This is a genomic window from Flavobacterium qiangtangense, from assembly GCF_042658345.1.
Classification (GTDB): domain Bacteria; phylum Bacteroidota; class Bacteroidia; order Flavobacteriales; family Flavobacteriaceae; genus Flavobacterium; species Flavobacterium qiangtangense.
In genome coordinates this window covers 299307-317665 of record NZ_JBHSQB010000007.1, presented here as the reverse complement: position 1 = coordinate 317665, position 18359 = coordinate 299307, and the positions used below count along the sequence as shown (strand labels likewise).

Sequence of the window (18359 nt, the reverse complement as noted above, 5' to 3'; positions counted from 1 at the left end):
TCCATGATGATGTGTTAAATTTTTAAACAATGGCTAAAGAGATTAGTAAAGTAGTTAAACTACAAGTTAAGGGAGGTGCTGCGAACCCGTCGCCACCGGTTGGACCTGCTCTGGGTGCTGCTGGTGTTAATATCATGGAGTTCTGTAAGCAATTTAATGCTAGAACGCAAGATAAACCTGGCAAAGTGTTACCAGTACAAATTACTGTTTACAAAGATAAGTCTTTCGACTTCGTTGTAAAAACACCACCTGCTGCTATTCAACTATTAGAAGCTGCAAAATTGAAATCTGGTTCTGGGGAGCCTAATCGTAAAAAAGTAGCGAAAGTTACTATGGATCAGATTAGAGCGATCGCTGAAGACAAGATGGCTGATTTGAATGCATTCACAATTGAGTCTGCTATGAGCATGATTGCTGGAACGGCTAGATCTATGGGTATAACTGTAACTGGAGACGCTCCTTCTAATTAAGAAAAGACATGGCAAAATTGACAAAAAAACAAAAAGAGGCTGCATCTAAAATTGAAAAAAACAAGCTATATTCTTTGAAAGATGCTTCTGCATTAATCAAAACTATTGCTTCTGCAAAATTTGATGAGTCTGTTGATATCGCTGTTAAATTGGGTGTAGATCCAAGAAAAGCAAATCAAATGGTAAGAGGTGTAGTAACATTGCCTCACGGAACAGGAAAAGACGTTAGAGTCTTAGCATTAGTTACTCCAGATAAGGAAGCTGAAGCTAAAGCTGCAGGTGCTGACCACGTTGGATTGGATGACTATTTACAAAAAATCAAAGATGGTTGGACAGATGTTGATGTTATCATCACTATGCCGGCTGTTATGGGTAAATTAGGTCCATTAGGAAGAATCTTAGGACCAAGAGGTCTTATGCCAAACCCTAAAACAGGTACAGTAACTATGGACGTTGCGAAAGCGGTTCAAGAAGTTAAAGCTGGTAAAATCGACTTTAAAGTTGACAAAACTGGTATCGTTCATGCAGGAATCGGAAGAGTTTCATTTGGAGCTGACATGATTACCGACAATGCGCATGAAATTATTCAAACATTAATCAAAATGAAACCAACTGCAGCGAAAGGTACTTACATTAAAAGTATCCACATCTCATCAACAATGAGTCCTGCTATCGCTTTAGATCCTAAAGCTGTATAATTGGTAGTTAAAAATTTTTAGTATGACTAGAGAAGAAAAATCAATCGCGATTGAAGATTTAACTGCACAGTTAGCTGGTACAAATATTGTTTATGTAGCAGATATTTCTGGACTAAATGCAGAAACTACTTCAAACTTAAGAAGAGCTTGCTTCAAAGCTGGTATCAAACTAGAAGTTGTTAAGAACACTTTGCTTGTAAAAGCAATGGAAGCTTCTGAAAACAACTATGGTGAATTACCAGAAACTTTGAAAGGAAACACTTCTATATTCTTTGCAGACGTGGCGAACGCTCCTGCAAAAATCATCAAAGAATTCCGTAAAAAATCTGACAAACCAGTTTTTAAAGGGGCTTATATCAACAGTGAAATTTACATTGGTGATAACCTTTTAGATTCTCTTGCTTCTCTTAAATCAAAAGAAGAGGTTATCGGAGAAATCATCGGATTACTTCAGTCTCCGGCTCAAAGAGTTATTTCTGCTCTTAAGAACCAATTCGCAAACGAAGAAGGAGCTGAATCTTAATCAGTACGCAAAACAAAATTATATTTTACAAAATCATTTTTAAACGATAGAAAAGATGGCAGATTTGAAACAATTCGCAGAACAATTGGTTAACTTAACAGTAAAAGAAGTTAACGATTTAGCAACAATATTAAAAGACGAGTATGGTATCGAACCAGCTGCAGCTGCTGTTGTAGTTTCTGGTGGTGGTGATGCTGGTGCTGCTGCTGCTGAGCAAACAGAATTTACAGTTGTATTGAAAGAAGCTGGTGCTTCTAAATTAGCTGTAGTTAAAGCTGTAAAAGAACTTACAGGTTTAGGTCTTAAAGAAGCAAAAGACTTAGTTGACGGTGCTCCGGCAAACGTTAAAGAAGGTGTTTCTAAAGATGAGGCAGAAGGTCTTAAAAAATCATTAGAAGAAGCTGGAGCTGTAGTTGAACTTAAATAAGTTTACTCAGTTTTAAGAACTAGGTTTAGGTCTTTGAGTTATACTCAACGGCCTAAACCATTTTTCGTATAATAAAATTATATCCGGTTTTATTAATCATTGAGTTGAATACGAAAAGCTTTTAATCCGTACGAAGAAAGAAATAAACTCCAACTTGGTTTATTTTTAAAGATGTACTGATTATAAAAGAAAGTAAGGATTACTTAGTGTTTACACACAAAAAATCACTTTTTTTTTAATCAAAATTTTGTCCATTGATGATAACAAATCAGACTGAAAGATTGAATTTTGCCTCAACGAAAAATATTCCTCAGTATCCAGATTTCTTGGATATTCAGGTTAAATCTTTTAAGGATTTTTTCCAACTGGAAACTAAATCTGACGAAAGAGGCAACGAAGGGCTTTATAACACCTTCATGGAAAACTTTCCAATCACAGATACAAGAAATCAATTTGTATTGGAATTCCTTGATTACTTTGTTGATCCACCACGTTATACAATTCAAGAATGTATTGAAAGAGGACTTACGTATAGTGTGCCTTTAAAAGCTAGGCTAAAACTATATTGTACAGATCCAGAGCACGAAGATTTTGAAACTATTGTTCAAGATGTTTATCTTGGTACAATTCCTTACATGACGCCAAGTGGTACATTTGTAATCAACGGTGCTGAACGTGTTGTTGTTTCGCAATTGCACAGATCACCAGGTGTTTTCTTTGGACAATCATTCCACGCAAATGGAACCAAATTATATTCTGCCAGAGTAATTCCTTTCAAAGGTTCTTGGATAGAATTTGCTACCGATATCAACAGCGTAATGTATGCTTATATCGATAGAAAGAAAAAATTACCAGTTACCACTCTTTTTAGAGCAATTGGTTTTGAAAGAGATAAAGACATTCTTGAAATTTTTGACCTTGCAGAAGAAATCAAAGTTTCAAAAACTGGTCTTAAAAAATACGTAGGCCGAAGATTGGCTGCGCGTGTTTTGAACACTTGGCACGAAGATTTCGTGGACGAGGATACTGGCGAGGTAGTTTCTATCGAGCGTAATGAGATCATCCTTGACCGTGACACTATTATCGATAAAGATAATGTGGAAGAAATTATCGAGGCTAATGTGAAAACTATTTTGTTGCACAAGGAAGATGCAAATCAAGGCGATTACGCAATCATCCACAACACGCTTCAAAAAGATCCAACAAACTCTGAAAAAGAAGCCGTTGAGCACATCTACAGACAATTGCGTAATGCAGAACCGCCTGATGAAGAGACTGCTCGTGGTATTATCGATAAATTGTTCTTCTCTGACCAACGTTACAACTTAGGTGAAGTAGGTCGTTATAGAATGAACAAAAAACTTGGTTTGGATATCCCAATGGAAAAGCAAGTCTTGACCAAAGAAGATATCATTACCATTGTAAAATACTTAATCGAATTAATCAACTCTAAAGCAGAGATTGACGATATCGATCACTTGTCAAACCGTCGTGTTAGAACAGTTGGTGAACAACTTTCTGCTCAATTCGGTGTTGGTTTGGCTCGTATGGCAAGAACCATTCGTGAGAGAATGAACGTTAGAGATAACGAGGTGTTTACACCAATTGATTTGATTAATGCTAAAACATTATCATCAGTTATCAACTCTTTCTTTGGAACAAACCAGTTATCTCAATTCATGGACCAAACGAATCCATTGGCTGAGATCACGCACAAAAGAAGATTGTCTGCCCTTGGACCTGGAGGTCTTTCGAGAGAAAGAGCTGGTTTCGAGGTTCGTGACGTTCACTATACACACTACGGACGTTTATGTCCGATTGAAACACCAGAGGGACCAAACATTGGTTTGATTTCATCTCTTGGAGTTTATGCGAAAGTAAACGGAATGGGATTCATCGAAACACCTTACCGTAAGGTAACTAACGGAAAAGTGGATCTAGAATCAACTCCTGTATATTTAAGTGCAGAAGAAGAAGAAGGAAAGATGATTGCTCAGGCTAATATTGAAATGGATGGCGCTGGACAAATTACTGCTGATAAAGTAATTGCCCGTGAGGAAGGTGACTTCCCGGTCGTTGATCCATCTGAAATTCATTATACTGACGTTGCACCAAACCAGATCGCTTCGATTTCTGCATCTTTGATTCCTTTCTTGGAACATGATGATGCGAACCGTGCGTTGATGGGATCAAACATGATGCGTCAGGCGGTACCATTGTTAAGACCAGAAGCTCCAATCGTTGGAACTGGTTTAGAAAGACAAGTGGCGTCTGATTCAAGAGTTTTGATCAATGCAGAAGGTCCTGGAGTTGTTGAATATGTTGATGCAAATATCATCACTATTAAATATGACAGATCTGAAGAAGAAAGAATGGTAAGTTTTGATTCTGATGACAAGACTTATAATTTGATTAAATTCAGAAAAACGAATCAAAGTACTTCTATCAACTTGAAACCAATCGTAAGAAAAGGAGACAGAGTTGTTAAAGGTCAAGTTTTATCAGAAGGTTATGCGACTCAAAATGGAGAGCTTGCTTTAGGTAGAAACCTTAAAGTAGCGTTTATGCCTTGGAAAGGGTATAACTTCGAGGATGCGATTGTAATCTCTGAAAAAGTGGTTCGTGATGACATTTTTACTTCTATCCACGTTGATGATTATTCATTAGAGGTTAGAGATACTAAATTAGGTAACGAAGAATTAACGAATGACATTCCAAACGTTTCTGAAGAAGCTACTAAAGATTTAGATGAAAATGGTATGATTAGAATTGGAGCTGAAGTAAAACCTGGCGACATTTTGATCGGAAAAATTACTCCAAAAGGAGAATCTGATCCAACTCCTGAAGAGAAATTGCTTCGTGCAATCTTTGGTGATAAAGCTGGTGATGTGAAAGATGCTTCGTTAAAAGCGTCTCCTTCTTTACACGGTGTAGTTTTAGATAAAAAATTATTCGCGAGAGCGGTAAAAGATAAACGTAAGAGAGGTCAAGACAAAGACAATTTGGCTGCTCTTGAACTAGAGTTTGAAACTAAATTTGTGGAATTAAAAGACAGATTGGTTGACAAACTTTTCAACATCGTTAACGGAAAAACTTCACAAGGAGTTATGAATGATTTGGGTGAAGAAGTATTGCCAAAAGGTAAAAAATACACTCAAAAAATGTTAAACGCTGTTGAAGATTTCGCTCACTTAAGCAAAGGTCAATGGGTTGCAGATGATGAAACCAATAAAATGGTGAATGACTTGATCCACAACTATAAAATTAAGTTGAACGATTTACAAGGTGCTTTGCGTAGAGAAAAATTCACGATCACTGTTGGAGATGAACTTCCAGCTGGAATCTTGAAATTGGCGAAAGTATATATCGCTAAAAAACGTAAGTTGAAAGTTGGGGATAAAATGGCGGGACGTCACGGTAATAAAGGTATTGTTGCCAGAATCGTTCGTCACGAAGATATGCCTTTCCTTGAAGACGGAACACCAGTTGATATCGTGTTGAACCCACTTGGGGTACCTTCACGTATGAACATCGGTCAGATTTATGAAACAGTTTTAGGATGGGCTGGACAAAACTTGGGTAGAAAATTTGCTACTCCAATCTTTGACGGTGCTTCTCTTGACCAAATCAATGAATTGACTGACGAAGCTGGAATTCCACGTTTCGGACATACGTATCTTTATGATGGAGGAACAGGAGACCGTTTCCACCAACCAGCAACTGTTGGAGTTATCTATATGTTGAAATTAGGACACATGGTTGACGACAAGATGCACGCACGTTCTATCGGACCATACTCGTTGATTACACAACAGCCACTTGGAGGTAAAGCTCAATTTGGAGGTCAGCGTTTTGGAGAGATGGAGGTTTGGGCTCTTGAAGCATACGGTGCTTCTAGCACATTGAGAGAAATCTTGACTGTTAAATCGGATGACGTAATTGGTAGAGCTAAAACTTACGAAGCTATCGTTAAAGGAGAAACTATGCCAGAACCAGGATTGCCAGAATCGTTCAACGTATTGATGCACGAACTTAAAGGTCTTGGATTAGACATCAGATTAGAAGAATAAATATTAAGTCAAAAGACGAAAGTCGAAAGTCTGAATGGCTTTTGACTTTCGACCTTTGATTTTTTACAAATAACAAAGTTTTTAGGATTTATACCCGTAAACCGTTCCGATTTTTTATGAATTTTTTCATAATTAGCACTTCAAGTGTCGCTTGAGGTTTAGAGAAGTAATCCGAGGTAATGTAGAAGTCAAAAGTTGGAAAGTCAAAAGTCAAAAGTCCCGAGCGACTTTAAAACTTTCGACATTCGACATTTGACTAAATTAATTTTAATTGCAATAAATCAATAGTAAAAACTATGATGAATAATAGAAATAATAAAGACAAGAACCCAATTAAAAGGTTCAACAAAATTTCGATAGGTCTTGCTTCTCCAGAATCAATCTTGGCTGAGTCAAGAGGTGAGGTTCTGAAACCAGAAACTATCAACTATAGAACACACAAACCAGAGCGTGACGGACTTTTCTGCGAAAGAATCTTCGGACCAGTAAAAGATTTCGAATGTGCTTGTGGTAAATATAAAAGAATTCGCTACAAAGGTATCGTTTGTGACCGTTGTGGTGTGGAAGTTACAGAAAAGAAAGTACGTAGAGACAGAGTGGGTCACATCAATTTGGTGGTGCCAATTGCTCACATCTGGTATTTCCGTTCACTTCCAAATAAAATTGGTTACATCTTAGGTCTTCCGTCTAAAAAATTAGACATGATTATTTACTACGAAAGATACGTAGTGATCCAAGCGGGTATTGCAAAAAATCCTGAAGGAGAATCATTACAAAGACTTGACTTTTTAACAGAAGAAGAATATCTAAATATTTTAGATACACTTCCGATGGAAAATCAATATTTAGATGACAATGATCCAAATAAATTCATCGCCAAAATGGGTGCTGAATGTATTATGGACTTGTTAGCAAGAATCGATTTGGATGAATTATCATACCAATTGCGTCACTCTGCTAACAACGAAACATCTAAACAACGTAAGACTGAAGCTTTAAAAAGACTTCAAGTTGTGGAATCGTTCCGTGAGTCTAACTTGAACAGAGAAAATCGTCCAGAATGGATGATCATGAAAGTGGTTCCAGTTATTCCACCAGAATTGCGTCCGTTGGTGCCACTTGATGGTGGTCGTTTCGCAACTTCAGATTTGAATGATTTGTACAGAAGAGTTATCATCCGTAACAATCGTTTGAAAAGATTGATGGAAATCAAAGCTCCAGAAGTTATCTTGAGAAACGAAAAACGTATGTTGCAGGAATCTGTGGATTCGTTATTCGATAATACAAGAAAAGCGTCTGCTGTTAAAACAGAATCAAACAGACCATTAAAATCGCTTTCTGATTCGTTAAAAGGTAAACAAGGTCGTTTCCGTCAAAACCTTTTGGGTAAACGTGTGGATTATTCTGCTCGTTCGGTAATCGTCGTTGGACCTGAATTGAAATTGTTCGAATGTGGTTTGCCAAAAGATATGGCAGCTGAACTTTACAAACCTTTTGTGATCCGAAAATTGATCGAAAGAGGAATTGTGAAAACAGTAAAATCGGCTAAGAAAATCATTGACAAAAAAGAGCCAGTAGTTTGGGATATCCTTGAAAATGTAATTAAAGGACATCCGGTATTACTGAATCGTGCTCCTACTTTGCACAGACTTGGTATTCAAGCGTTCCAGCCAAAATTGATTGAAGGAAAAGCAATCCAATTGCATCCTTTAGTTTGTACGGCTTTCAACGCGGATTTTGATGGTGACCAGATGGCGGTTCACTTGCCATTGGGACCAGAAGCTATTTTGGAAGCACAACTTTTGATGTTGGCTTCTCACAATATCTTGAATCCAGCGAATGGTGCGCCAATCACGGTACCTTCTCAGGATATGGTTTTGGGTCTATATTATATGACCAAAGAGCGTATTTCTACAGAAGATCACAAAATTTTAGGTCAAGATTTGACTTTCTATTCTGCTGAAGAAGTAAATATTGCATTAAACGAAGGAAGAGTTGAATTGAATGCTCGTGTAAGAATTAGAGCAAAAGATTTCAATGAAGCTGGGGAATTAGTGTACAAAATTATCCAAACAACGGCTGGACGTGTACTTTTTAACGAAGTAGTTCCAGAAGCTGCAGGATATATCAACCAGGTATTGACTAAAAAATCTTTGAGAGATATTATCGGTGGAATTTTAAGCGTAACAGATGTTCCAACAACTGCTGCCTTCCTTGATAATATGAAAGATATGGGATACAAATTTGCCTTCCGTGGAGGTTTGTCATTCTCATTAGGAGATATTAGAATTCCAGAGCAAAAAACACAATTGATTGCTGACGCACGTGTTCAAGTTGAAGGAATTTCTGCAAATTACAACATGGGTCTTATCACCAATAACGAGCGTTACAACCAAGTTATTGATATCTGGACTTCTGCAAATGCTCAATTGACAGAATTGGCAATGAAAAATATTAGAGAAGACCAACAAGGTTTCAACTCTGTATATATGATGCTTGATTCTGGTGCAAGGGGTTCTAAAGAACAAATTCGTCAGTTAACTGGTATGCGTGGTTTGATGGCTAAGCCTAAAAAATCTACTGCTGGTGGTGGTGAAATTATTGAAAACCCGATTCTTTCTAACTTTAAGGAAGGACTTTCGATCCTTGAGTACTTTATCTCTACTCACGGTGCGCGTAAAGGTCTTGCGGATACCGCTTTGAAAACGGCAGATGCTGGTTACTTGACAAGAAGACTTCACGACGTTTCTCAAGACGTTATCGTAAACACTGTTGATTGCGGTACTTTAAGAGGAGTTGAAGTTGGAGCTTTGAAGAAAAATGAGGAAATCGTTGAAACTTTAGGAGAAAGAATTTTAGGACGTGTTGCTTTGCAAGATGTAATTAATCCTCTTACAAATGAAGTTTTAATCCAAGCAGGTGAGCAAATCACTGAAGCTATCGTTAAGGCAATCGATGAATCTCCAATTGAAAAAGTGGAAGTTCGTTCGCCATTGACTTGTGAAGCTACAAAAGGTATTTGTGCAAAATGTTATGGAAGAAACCTTGCAACTGGAAAAATGACTCAAAAAGGAGAAGCTGTTGGTGTAATTGCTGCACAGTCGATCGGTGAACCAGGAACACAGTTGACACTTCGTACATTCCACGTCGGTGGGGTTGCGGGTGGACTTTCTGAAGAATCTAGCATCGTTGTTAAATTTGCAGGTCGTCTTGAGATCGAAGATTTGAAAACAGTAAAAGGTGAAGACCTTGAAGGAAATATTACAGATATTGTAATTTCTCGTTCAACTGAATTAAAATTGGTTGATGTTAAAACAGGAATCATCCTTAATACACACAACATTCCTTATGGATCTAGTATTTTTGTTAAAGACGGAGATGTAGTTGAAAAAGGAACTGTAGTTTGTAAATGGGATCCATATAATGGAGTTATTATTTCTGAATTTACTGGTAAAATTGCTTACGAAGATTTAGAACAAGGACAATCATTCCAAGTTGAAATCGATGAGCAAACTGGTTTCCAAGAAAAAGTAATTTCTGAAGGAAGAAACAAAAAATTAATCCCAACTTTATTAATTTATGGTAAAGATGGCGAATTGATCCGTTCTTATAACTTACCAGTTGGAGCCCACTTGATGGTTGAAAACGGTGAGAAAATTAAGTCTGGAAAAGTTTTGGTAAAAATTCCACGTCGTTCATCAAAAGCGAATGATATCACCGGAGGTCTTCCGAGAATTACAGAGCTTCTTGAGGCTCGTAATCCTTCAAACCCAGCTGTGGTTTCTGAAATTGATGGAGTTGTTTCTTTTGGAAAAATCAAAAGAGGTAACCGTGAGATTGTTATCGAATCTAAATTTGGTGAAATCAAGAAATATCTTGTGAAACTTTCAAGCCAGATTCTTGTACAAGAAAATGACTTCGTTAGAGCAGGAGTTCCATTGTCTGACGGTGCGATCACTCCAGACGATATCTTGAGAATCCAAGGACCAGCAGCGGTTCAACAATATTTGGTAAATGAAATTCAAGAAGTTTACCGTCTTCAAGGTGTAAAAATCAACGACAAGCACTTTGAAGTTGTAATTCGCCAGATGATGCGTAAAGTTAGAGTTCAAGATCCAGGAGATACATTATTCCTTGAAGATCAATTAATTCATACAAAAGATTTTATCGTTGAAAATGATAAACTTTATGGTATGAAAGTAATTGAAGACGCTGGGGATTCTGAAAACTTGAAACCAGGACAGATTATTACACCGCGTCAATTGCGTGATGAAAATTCACTATTGAAACGTAACGATAAGAATCAAGTTGTGGCAAGAGATGTTATCACGGCTACTGCAACGCCAGTACTTCAAGGTATCACAAGAGCTTCGTTACAGACTAAATCATTTATCTCTGCAGCGTCGTTCCAGGAAACTACAAAAGTATTGAACGAAGCAGCAGTTGCTGGAAAAGTTGACTTCCTTGAAGGATTGAAAGAAAATGTTATCGTTGGTCACAGAATTCCTGCAGGTACAGGTATGAGAGACTATGATAATGTAATCGTAGGTTCAAAAGATGAGTACAACGAATTGATGGCAACAAAAGAAGAATATAATTACTAAGATATGAGCGATCAAAACCAAAATCAAGGGCAGATTAACATTGAACTTGATGAGAAAACAGCCGAGGGAATTTATTCAAACTTGGCAATTATAAATCATTCAGCTTCAGAATTTGTATTGGACTTCGTAAGCATTATGCCCGGAATTCCAAAAGCAAAAGTGAAATCTAGAATTGTTTTGACGCCACAGCACGCCAAACGATTATTAAAGGCATTAGGCGAAAATATCCACAGATTTGAAAGCGCCCACGGCGAAATTAAAGAAACGGATCAACCCGCAATTCCTTTAAACTTTGGTCCAGCTGGACAAGCTTAAATCAAAAAACCTCTTGAGAAATCAAGAGGTTTTTTTTGTAACTATTTGAAAATATTGTCTTAAACGATTTTAAATGACCTTCGTCGAATTTGTTTTTAATCTATTTTATTTTAGTCTAAGTTTATCTCAGAATTAAATTTTTTCAAACATTTAATGCTATCGGTGTAAAATCTAATTTTATTCGGATAATTTATTTGTCAGTGTAATTTTTATATTTCCATACGAATTGAAATAATTTTAAGGTTTTTTAGTTAAGTGAGAATTCTCTTCTGCTGTTTTGCCAAGACAGACATGAAGAGTTTTTTTTAACGTATTTTGACGATTAATAAATACTCGTTATCGAAAGTTTCTATAAAAAATAATTGATGCTATTTCTTTTGCATAAATTTCTACCAAATTTAGAATTTCTAATAAAAACAAAATCCCGAAAAGTGTTTATTTTTTAAAAATTTAACCTGATATTTTTCATATTGCCTAAAATGCGACGGCCTTTTTAATTGGTTAATAACTTTTTAGATAAATATATCTTCATGTTAATATTTTGTTATAATTTTCACTCTTCAATTAACTTAATTTTTTTCTATGATTACAAATTACTCTCAGATGTTATGGCAATTTTTGTCGGGACATCATGCTAATCTGAGTGGGCCTCCAAATCTAGTGGTCAAAAAGCGTCTTAAGCAAGGCTTATTGATGTTTTTTATGCTACTTTGCTTTATGCCAAACTCTATTTTTGCTCAATCGAGTGCAAATTACGCTTTTGCTACTAGTACAAGTGGTAGCTTAAGTGATATGACTGGTTCAACACAATTAGTTGCTGCAGGACTTGATGCGAATGCTTCGGCAGTCAACGCTATTGGGTTTGACTTCTTTTTTATGGGAAATCGTTTTACACAATTTTCTGTTCAAGAGGATGGAATACTTCAACTAGGAGCGACTGTAGTTAATACCAACGTTTACACACTAACGGGCGGTACGACAACTTCACCTCGATTAAGTGCCTTTTGTGCTGATTTTAGAACAGGTACAACTTCAGGTAAAATCCACTACAAGGTTAGTGGGGTTGCTCCAAACCGAGTTTTGACAGTAGAATTTTTAAATATGCAATTGTTTTATACGGGTACTGCGGAAGCTGGTACTTCAACTTGGCAAATGCGTCTTTTTGAAAATGGTACTATTGAATACGTTTATGGCGCAATGTCAGTGACTGCTACTGCAGGTACTACTAATAGATTGCCTTCGATTGGTTTTTATACCGGTTCTACTGCAGGAAGTTTTGCTGCAGTTACTTATTCAACTCATACTGCTTCTACAGCAACATACGCTCAAAATCCAATAATCGCTGCAACAGGTGTGATTACAGATTTAAACTCTGCAGCTGATGGAAGTAGAAGAACGTACTCTTTTAGTCCGGGAGCTAGTCCATCTAGTCCAACAGCGATTACATTTACAGGGAATACTTCTACAGCAACAAATGTTAATTGGGTTGATAGCTCAACAACTGAAAGTTTTTTTATTGTTACAAGGGCTACAGATGCTGCTTTTACTACAGGGGTTGTTAACACAATCGTTCAGTCAACTTCAATAGCATCAACGGGAACTGCATATTCTTCTGCACAATCAGGAATGATCCCCAATACATTATATTATTATAAAATTACAGCTGCCAATGAAGGCAATGTTCCATTAACAGGGCTTTTAGGTTCAAACACTACTCTTGCGCCTGGTAATTTTATATCAATCGCTACAGGTAACTGGAATGCTGGAACCACTTGGGATGCTGGTGTTGCCCCATCTATTTACGATAGTGCAACAGTTTCAGCAGGACATACAGTAACGCTGAATGCAACAGGTTTAGGGATCGCAAACTTAGTTGTAGATGGTACTTTAGCATATAGTACGACTTCAACTACTTTTCCAGTTTCTGGGAATTTAACCGTAAATACTTCGGGATTAGTAAATGTTTTTAATGCCGCAGTTGGTAAAACACTTACTGTGGGTGGTAACATTATTTTAAACGGTATTATAGACCTTTCAGTTGGAGGTACAACAGAAGGGACGCTTACTTTAAATGGTTCCGCAGCTCAAACAGTTTCAGGAACTGGGACATTTAAAACGAATAGTATTAGAAATTTGATTTTTAATAACACAGCAACAGCTTTGCCTAATGTGAATTGGTTGATGAATAACGTTGCAGTTGCCTATAATTTAACTTTAACAGGTGCAAAAGTAAATCTTGGCGGTAATAAATTGACTTTTGGTAATGCTGCGGCAGGAAATACATTGACGGCAGCCTCTGGAACAGGATTCATGAATGGTAAATTTTCAAGATTTTGGAACGCCACTTCTACAGGTACGGCAATCACGTCAGCAACCGATCCTACCAATGCAACTAGTAGATATCCTTTTTTGTCAGCAACAGGTTTAAATAGACCAATTTACATCACAAGGACAAATGCTACAGGAGCTGTAGCAGGAGAAATTGCAGTTGTTTACAATGATGCAACAACGACTGCATCGGGATTGTCAATTGTTGACGGAGCATACACAGTTACCGATAGGTATAATAGCAACTGGGTTGTTTCAAATGAAGGTACTGCAGTAAGCGCATCTTCTTATATTGTTGTTTTATTAGCGGAAAACTCACTTTATCCATCTAATGGTAATGTAAGAGTTATAGGTGCTTCTGCTCCAATTGGTGGAACACATCAAGCCGGTACTGTTACTCCAGGTGCTCAAAGAATTAATGTTCCACAAGCAGATTTATTTGCTGGACCGCTTTATATTGGAATCGCTTCTTCTGATATTCCTTATGTGAGTGTGGCAAGCGGTAACTGGAACGCTCCATCTACTTGGAATAAAGGTTCAGTTCCAACTTGTACAGATAATGTGACAATTGCATCAGGACATACCGTAACAGTTGATGCGGTTGGAAATGTTTCAAAAGGACTAATTGTCTCAAGTGGAGCAACTTTAAGCCAATCGGCAGGAGATTTAACAATTGGTTGTACTCTAAAAAATAATACATTTACAAATAACGGAACTTTAACCGTAAGCGGTGGAATCTTAAATGTGAATGGAAATATGTCGCACAATAGTGGTTCTACATTTAATCAAAGTGGTGGAGAAATCATTATTGATGGAAATGATGCAGGAGTTGCTGCAAATTCTGTAGCATCTGGTACACATCTTTTAAATATCACTGCATCAGCGGTTGGAAATTTAAATTTATCAGGTGGAACTATTACAATTGTTGACCCACCACAAAGTGCAAGTACTTCTACTTATGCTCTTAGAGTTTCTCAAGGAGGCGCTTTTAATAGTGCATCTGTAAATCATACATTTAAATTTGGAAATGGAGTTTCTAATGACTCAAGTACAACCGGAAGCAATGGATTTTATATTTATTTATTTCCAGGAACTTTTTACTATGGGCTTGGAAATGTTGTTGTAGATGCAGGAACAGTTGGTGTAAATCGATTTGTTAAAACCGTATCGCCTATTTCAATTAAAAAAAATCTTACAATCACATCAGGTGAATACAGGTTAGATTCTGCAACCTATGTAGTTGGAAATGTAGTTAATAATGGAATTTTAACAACGACATCTACTTTAAATTTAGGAGATTTTAATGGTAGTGCTGTAGTAAATACTGTAGCTCAGTCAATTTCTGGGACAGGAGTTTTCAAAAACTTAGCTACTGCTGAAACTGCTAATTTAAATTCTTTAACAATTAATAATACAGCTGGAGCAACATTGAATGTTCCTCTTTCAATCAGTGGAACTTTAACATTAACAGCAGGTTTACTTAATACAAATAATACAAATTTGTTAACATTAGGTACGGCTACTGCTGCTGGAACTCTTTCTGGAGGTTCAGCTACATCTTACGTTAATGGGCCAATTGCTAGAACAATTGCAACTTCAAACACTTCATACATTTTGTTTCCTGTAGGAAAATCAGCGTATGCACCAATTTCATTATCTCCAGCAACAACTACAGTTGCTAAGATGAAAGCAGAAGCTTTTGATTCAAATACAGGTACATCAGATGCTTCTATTGTCGGGTTGAATACATCAAGAAGATGGGAAGCTCCAATAGTTTCAGGAACTATTACTGATGTAAAAGTTAGAATTGCAGATGCAGGAATTGTTGCAACTAACATACCTGTACAAGCGCCAACAGAAGCAGGAATTTATACATCAGCTTTTGGTTTTACAGCAACTTTTGCGACAGGAACTCCAAACACGGTTCAATCTATTACAGGAATACCTTCAGCAAATTATACAGGATTTATTGGATATGCAACTTCCAATGTTTGTTCAGGAACTCCAACTCCTGGTAATACTGTAGCTTCTGCAGCAACAATCTGTTCTGGAAGTTCAGTGACTTTATCTTTGCAAAACTTAACTGCAGGTACTGGAGTTACTTATGTTTGGGAAAGTTCGGTTGATGGTGCTGCTTTTACTCCAATTTCAGGAGCAACGGCCTCAACTTATTCAACGATTCCTACGGTGCCTTTATATTATAGAGCTTCTGTAACTTGTGGGGGAAATACAGGTATTTCTACTCCTGTACAAATCACGTTTACGAATAACATTCTTACAACTACTCCTGCAACACGTTGTGGAATTGGTACGGTAAGTTTAGCTGCAACTGCAACAGCAGGAGCAACAATAAATTGGTTTAATGCTGCTACTAATGGAACTTTAGTGGGTACAGGAAATACTTTTACTACACCTTCTATAAGTGCGACTACAAATTATTGGGCTGAAGCTCAAACATTAGGAGCTACTTTGGCAGGAGGTATTATTGCTCCGCCTTCAGATTGGACTGGTACTACACTTACAGATTGGGGGATAATTTTTAATACCTTAAATGCAGTTACTATTAACTCTGTAGATCTATATTCAACTGCGGCTGGAACAGTAAATCTTAAAGTTGTAAATTCTGCTGGTACTGAATTATATTCAACAGGAAATGTAAATATTGTAAATGGAGGGGTTACAACACCAAATGTTGTTCCAATTAACTTTGATCTTCCTGTAGGAAACAATTATAAAATCTTGGTTAAATCTTTTACAGGTGTAAGTCTTGTAAGAGGTAGTACTTCTGTAGCTTTTCCATATACCAATAGTAATATTAGTGTGACTGCAAGTGAATGGGGTGGCTCAACAACAACAAATTATTATTATATTTATAATATTAAAACAACAGGAACTTGTAACTCTCCAAGAACGCAAGTTGTTGCAACTGTAACTGCACCGCCAGCATTGACATTAAGCGGAAATCCTGTGGCATTCTGTTCTGGACAATCTTCAGCGCCTGTTACAGTAACTTCTACTGTTTCAGATTATGATACTTATGTTTGGTCACCGTCAACAGGAGTTTCAGGTGATGTAGCTACAGGTTGGATTTTTAACCCAGCAACTACCACATCATATACATTGACAGCTTCGCAAAGTGCAGGCTCATTGTGTAGTACGATAGCTTCTGTTGTTGTGTCTGTAAATGGTTTGCCAACTCCAATTACAATTTCTCCATCACCAGCAAGCGTTTGTGAAAACACAATACTTCCTCTTGTTGTAACTGGAGGAACTACAGGTGTTGCTGGCAAGATCGGTTCAGGTGTTGCTACTAATGTCGTAACTACTCCGTTTAAAGGAAATTGGGGTGGGTCAAAATCTCAGGCATTGTATACTGCTGCTGAGTTATCTGCATTAGGATTGCAAGCAGGACAAAAAGTAAACTCAATTGGTTATGTATCGTTGGCAGGAACTCCATCGACCTTCAATAACTTTACAATTTCTGCAGGTTTTGTTAGTGCTGCAACTTTAGGTACTACGTTTATTTCTGGTGCAAGTACGGTAGTTTATGCGCCGGCAACTTACACCCCTTCAACAGGAATAGGTAATTTAGATTTTTCTATTGCTACACCATTAGTTTGGGATGGTATCTCAAATCTTTTAGTTGAAACTTGCTTCAATAACGGTACTTCAGGAAATGGTGCCGCATCGTCGCTTTCAGTACAGTCATCTACAGTTGCTTCGGGTCTAAATTTACATAGATCTCAAGATAATACTGTTGATGTTTGTTCTAATGCAACTGTTCCAACTGGCGTTACGAATCGTCCAAATCTTAGAATTTCTACTTTAGAAAATGCTAATTTGACATGGTCGCCAATAACAAACCTTTATTCTGACGCTACAGCTACAACAGCTTATGTTGCAGGAACAAATGCAAGTACAGTTTACTTTAAGTCTAACACAGCTGCCGCTGCTACTACTTATACTGTAACTGGAACTACGGCTCAATCTTGCTCAATTACAAGTACTGTTAATGTGACTGTTAACGCTGTTTTAACTCCAGATTTTGCTGCAATTCCAGCATTTTGTTCAGGATCAACTGCGCCAACTTTAGCAACCACTTCTCCAAATGGAGTTACGGGAACCTGGAGTCCAGCAACAGTTAATAATACAACAAGTGGATCTTATGTATTTACACCAACAGCTGGACAATGCGCTAACACGCAAACATTAGCTGTAACGGTAACAACAAATACAGTTCCAAACTTTGCTACAATTCCTGCATTTTGTTCAGGATCAACTGCGCCAACTCTAGCAACTACATCTCCAAATGGAGTTACAGGAACTTGGAGTCCAGCAACAGTTAACAATACAACAAGTGGAACTTATGTGTTTACACCAGCAGCAGGACAATGTGCAACTACACAAACATTAAGTGTTACCGTAACAACTACTGCAGCACCAACAGGAACTTCTCCACAAGATTATACAACAGGAGACACGCTTGCTGACTTTGATGTTACAGGAACAGGAATTATCTGGTATGATGCTCCAAATGGTGGAAATGTACTTCCTGCCTCAACAATTTTAGTTTCAAATGTAACTTATTATGCTTCGCAAACTGTTGGAGGATGTGAAAGCCCAACGAGGCTTCCGGTTACAGCAGGAGTGAACTTGAAAGTTGAAGGTTTTGGATTTGAATCATTGAAATATTATCCAAATCCAGTAAGTAATGTCTTGACTGTAACTTACAGCGAAGAAATTACCGGATTGAAATTGTATAACATGGTTGGCCAAGAGTTGATGAACAAAAAAGTCAATTCTACCGAGACTAAACTTGATATGTCGCATTTACCAATGGGTTCATATCTTTTAGAAGTATCTTCGGGTGCCAAATCAAAAATGGTTAAACTGATTAAAAACCAATAATCTGTTTTAGATAATT

At 37.3% G+C, this 18359-nt stretch carries 8 protein-coding genes; all 8 read left to right on the top strand.

The window, feature by feature from the left end; all coding sequences use genetic code 11:
• The first annotated feature begins 29 nt into the window (after positions 1–29).
• The 8 genes from rplK (at position 30) to ACFPVY_RS09175 (ending at position 18343) form a co-directional block, all read left to right on the top strand.
• Entirely contained in the window at positions 30–470 is a 441-nt protein-coding gene (gene rplK, locus ACFPVY_RS09210; RefSeq protein WP_056069304.1) for a 50S ribosomal protein L11, read from the top strand.
• A gap of 8 nt (positions 471–478) precedes the next feature.
• The gene (rplA, locus tag ACFPVY_RS09205; protein ID WP_379791688.1) at positions 479–1168 is read left to right on the top strand and encodes a 50S ribosomal protein L1; all 690 of its coding nucleotides are present in this window, start codon (positions 479–481) and stop codon (positions 1166–1168) included.
• A gap of 22 nt (positions 1169–1190) precedes the next feature.
• Positions 1191–1691: a 50S ribosomal protein L10 gene (rplJ, locus tag ACFPVY_RS09200; protein ID WP_379791687.1), complete on the top strand. Its 501-nt coding sequence runs from the start codon at positions 1191–1193 to the stop codon at positions 1689–1691.
• 55 nt (positions 1692–1746) lie between these two features.
• Positions 1747–2118: a 50S ribosomal protein L7/L12 gene (gene rplL, locus ACFPVY_RS09195; RefSeq protein ID WP_379791686.1), complete on the top strand. Its 372-nt coding sequence runs from the start codon at positions 1747–1749 to the stop codon at positions 2116–2118.
• A gap of 257 nt (positions 2119–2375) precedes the next feature.
• Positions 2376–6188 carry a DNA-directed RNA polymerase subunit beta gene (gene rpoB / locus ACFPVY_RS09190; RefSeq protein ID WP_379791685.1) on the top strand — a complete coding sequence of 1271 codons (3813 nt, stop codon included), beginning with the start codon at positions 2376–2378 and terminating at the stop codon, positions 6186–6188.
• Between the two features lie 296 nt (positions 6189–6484).
• Positions 6485–10792 carry a DNA-directed RNA polymerase subunit beta' gene (rpoC, locus tag ACFPVY_RS09185; protein ID WP_379791684.1) on the top strand — a complete coding sequence of 1436 codons (4308 nt, stop codon included), beginning with the start codon at positions 6485–6487 and terminating at the stop codon, positions 10790–10792.
• A gap of 3 nt (positions 10793–10795) precedes the next feature.
• Positions 10796–11107 carry a DUF3467 domain-containing protein gene (locus tag ACFPVY_RS09180; RefSeq protein WP_379791683.1) on the top strand — a complete coding sequence of 104 codons (312 nt, stop codon included), beginning with the start codon at positions 10796–10798 and terminating at the stop codon, positions 11105–11107.
• Positions 11108–11899: 792 nt separating this feature from the next.
• Entirely contained in the window at positions 11900–18343 is a 6444-nt protein-coding gene (locus ACFPVY_RS09175) for an Ig-like domain-containing protein (RefSeq protein ID WP_379791682.1), read from the top strand.
• Positions 18344–18359: the final 16 nt, after the last annotated feature.

Bases quoted from the DNA above. Each gene is read 5' to 3' on its own strand.
- rplK (WP_056069304.1), top strand. From the start codon at position 30: ATGGCTAAAGAGATTAGTAAAGTAGTTAAACTACAAGTTAAGGGAGGT.
- rplA (WP_379791688.1), top strand. From the start codon at position 479: ATGGCAAAATTGACAAAAAAACAAAAAGAGGCTGCATCTAAAATTGAA.
- rplJ (WP_379791687.1), top strand. From the start codon at position 1,191: ATGACTAGAGAAGAAAAATCAATCGCGATTGAAGATTTAACTGCACAG.
- rplL (WP_379791686.1), top strand. From the start codon at position 1,747: ATGGCAGATTTGAAACAATTCGCAGAACAATTGGTTAACTTAACAGTA.
- rpoB (WP_379791685.1), top strand. From the start codon at position 2,376: ATGATAACAAATCAGACTGAAAGATTGAATTTTGCCTCAACGAAAAAT.
- rpoC (WP_379791684.1), top strand. From the start codon at position 6,485: ATGATGAATAATAGAAATAATAAAGACAAGAACCCAATTAAAAGGTTC.
- ACFPVY_RS09180 (WP_379791683.1), top strand. From the start codon at position 10,796: ATGAGCGATCAAAACCAAAATCAAGGGCAGATTAACATTGAACTTGAT.
- ACFPVY_RS09175 (WP_379791682.1), top strand. From the start codon at position 11,900: ATGACTGGTTCAACACAATTAGTTGCTGCAGGACTTGATGCGAATGCT.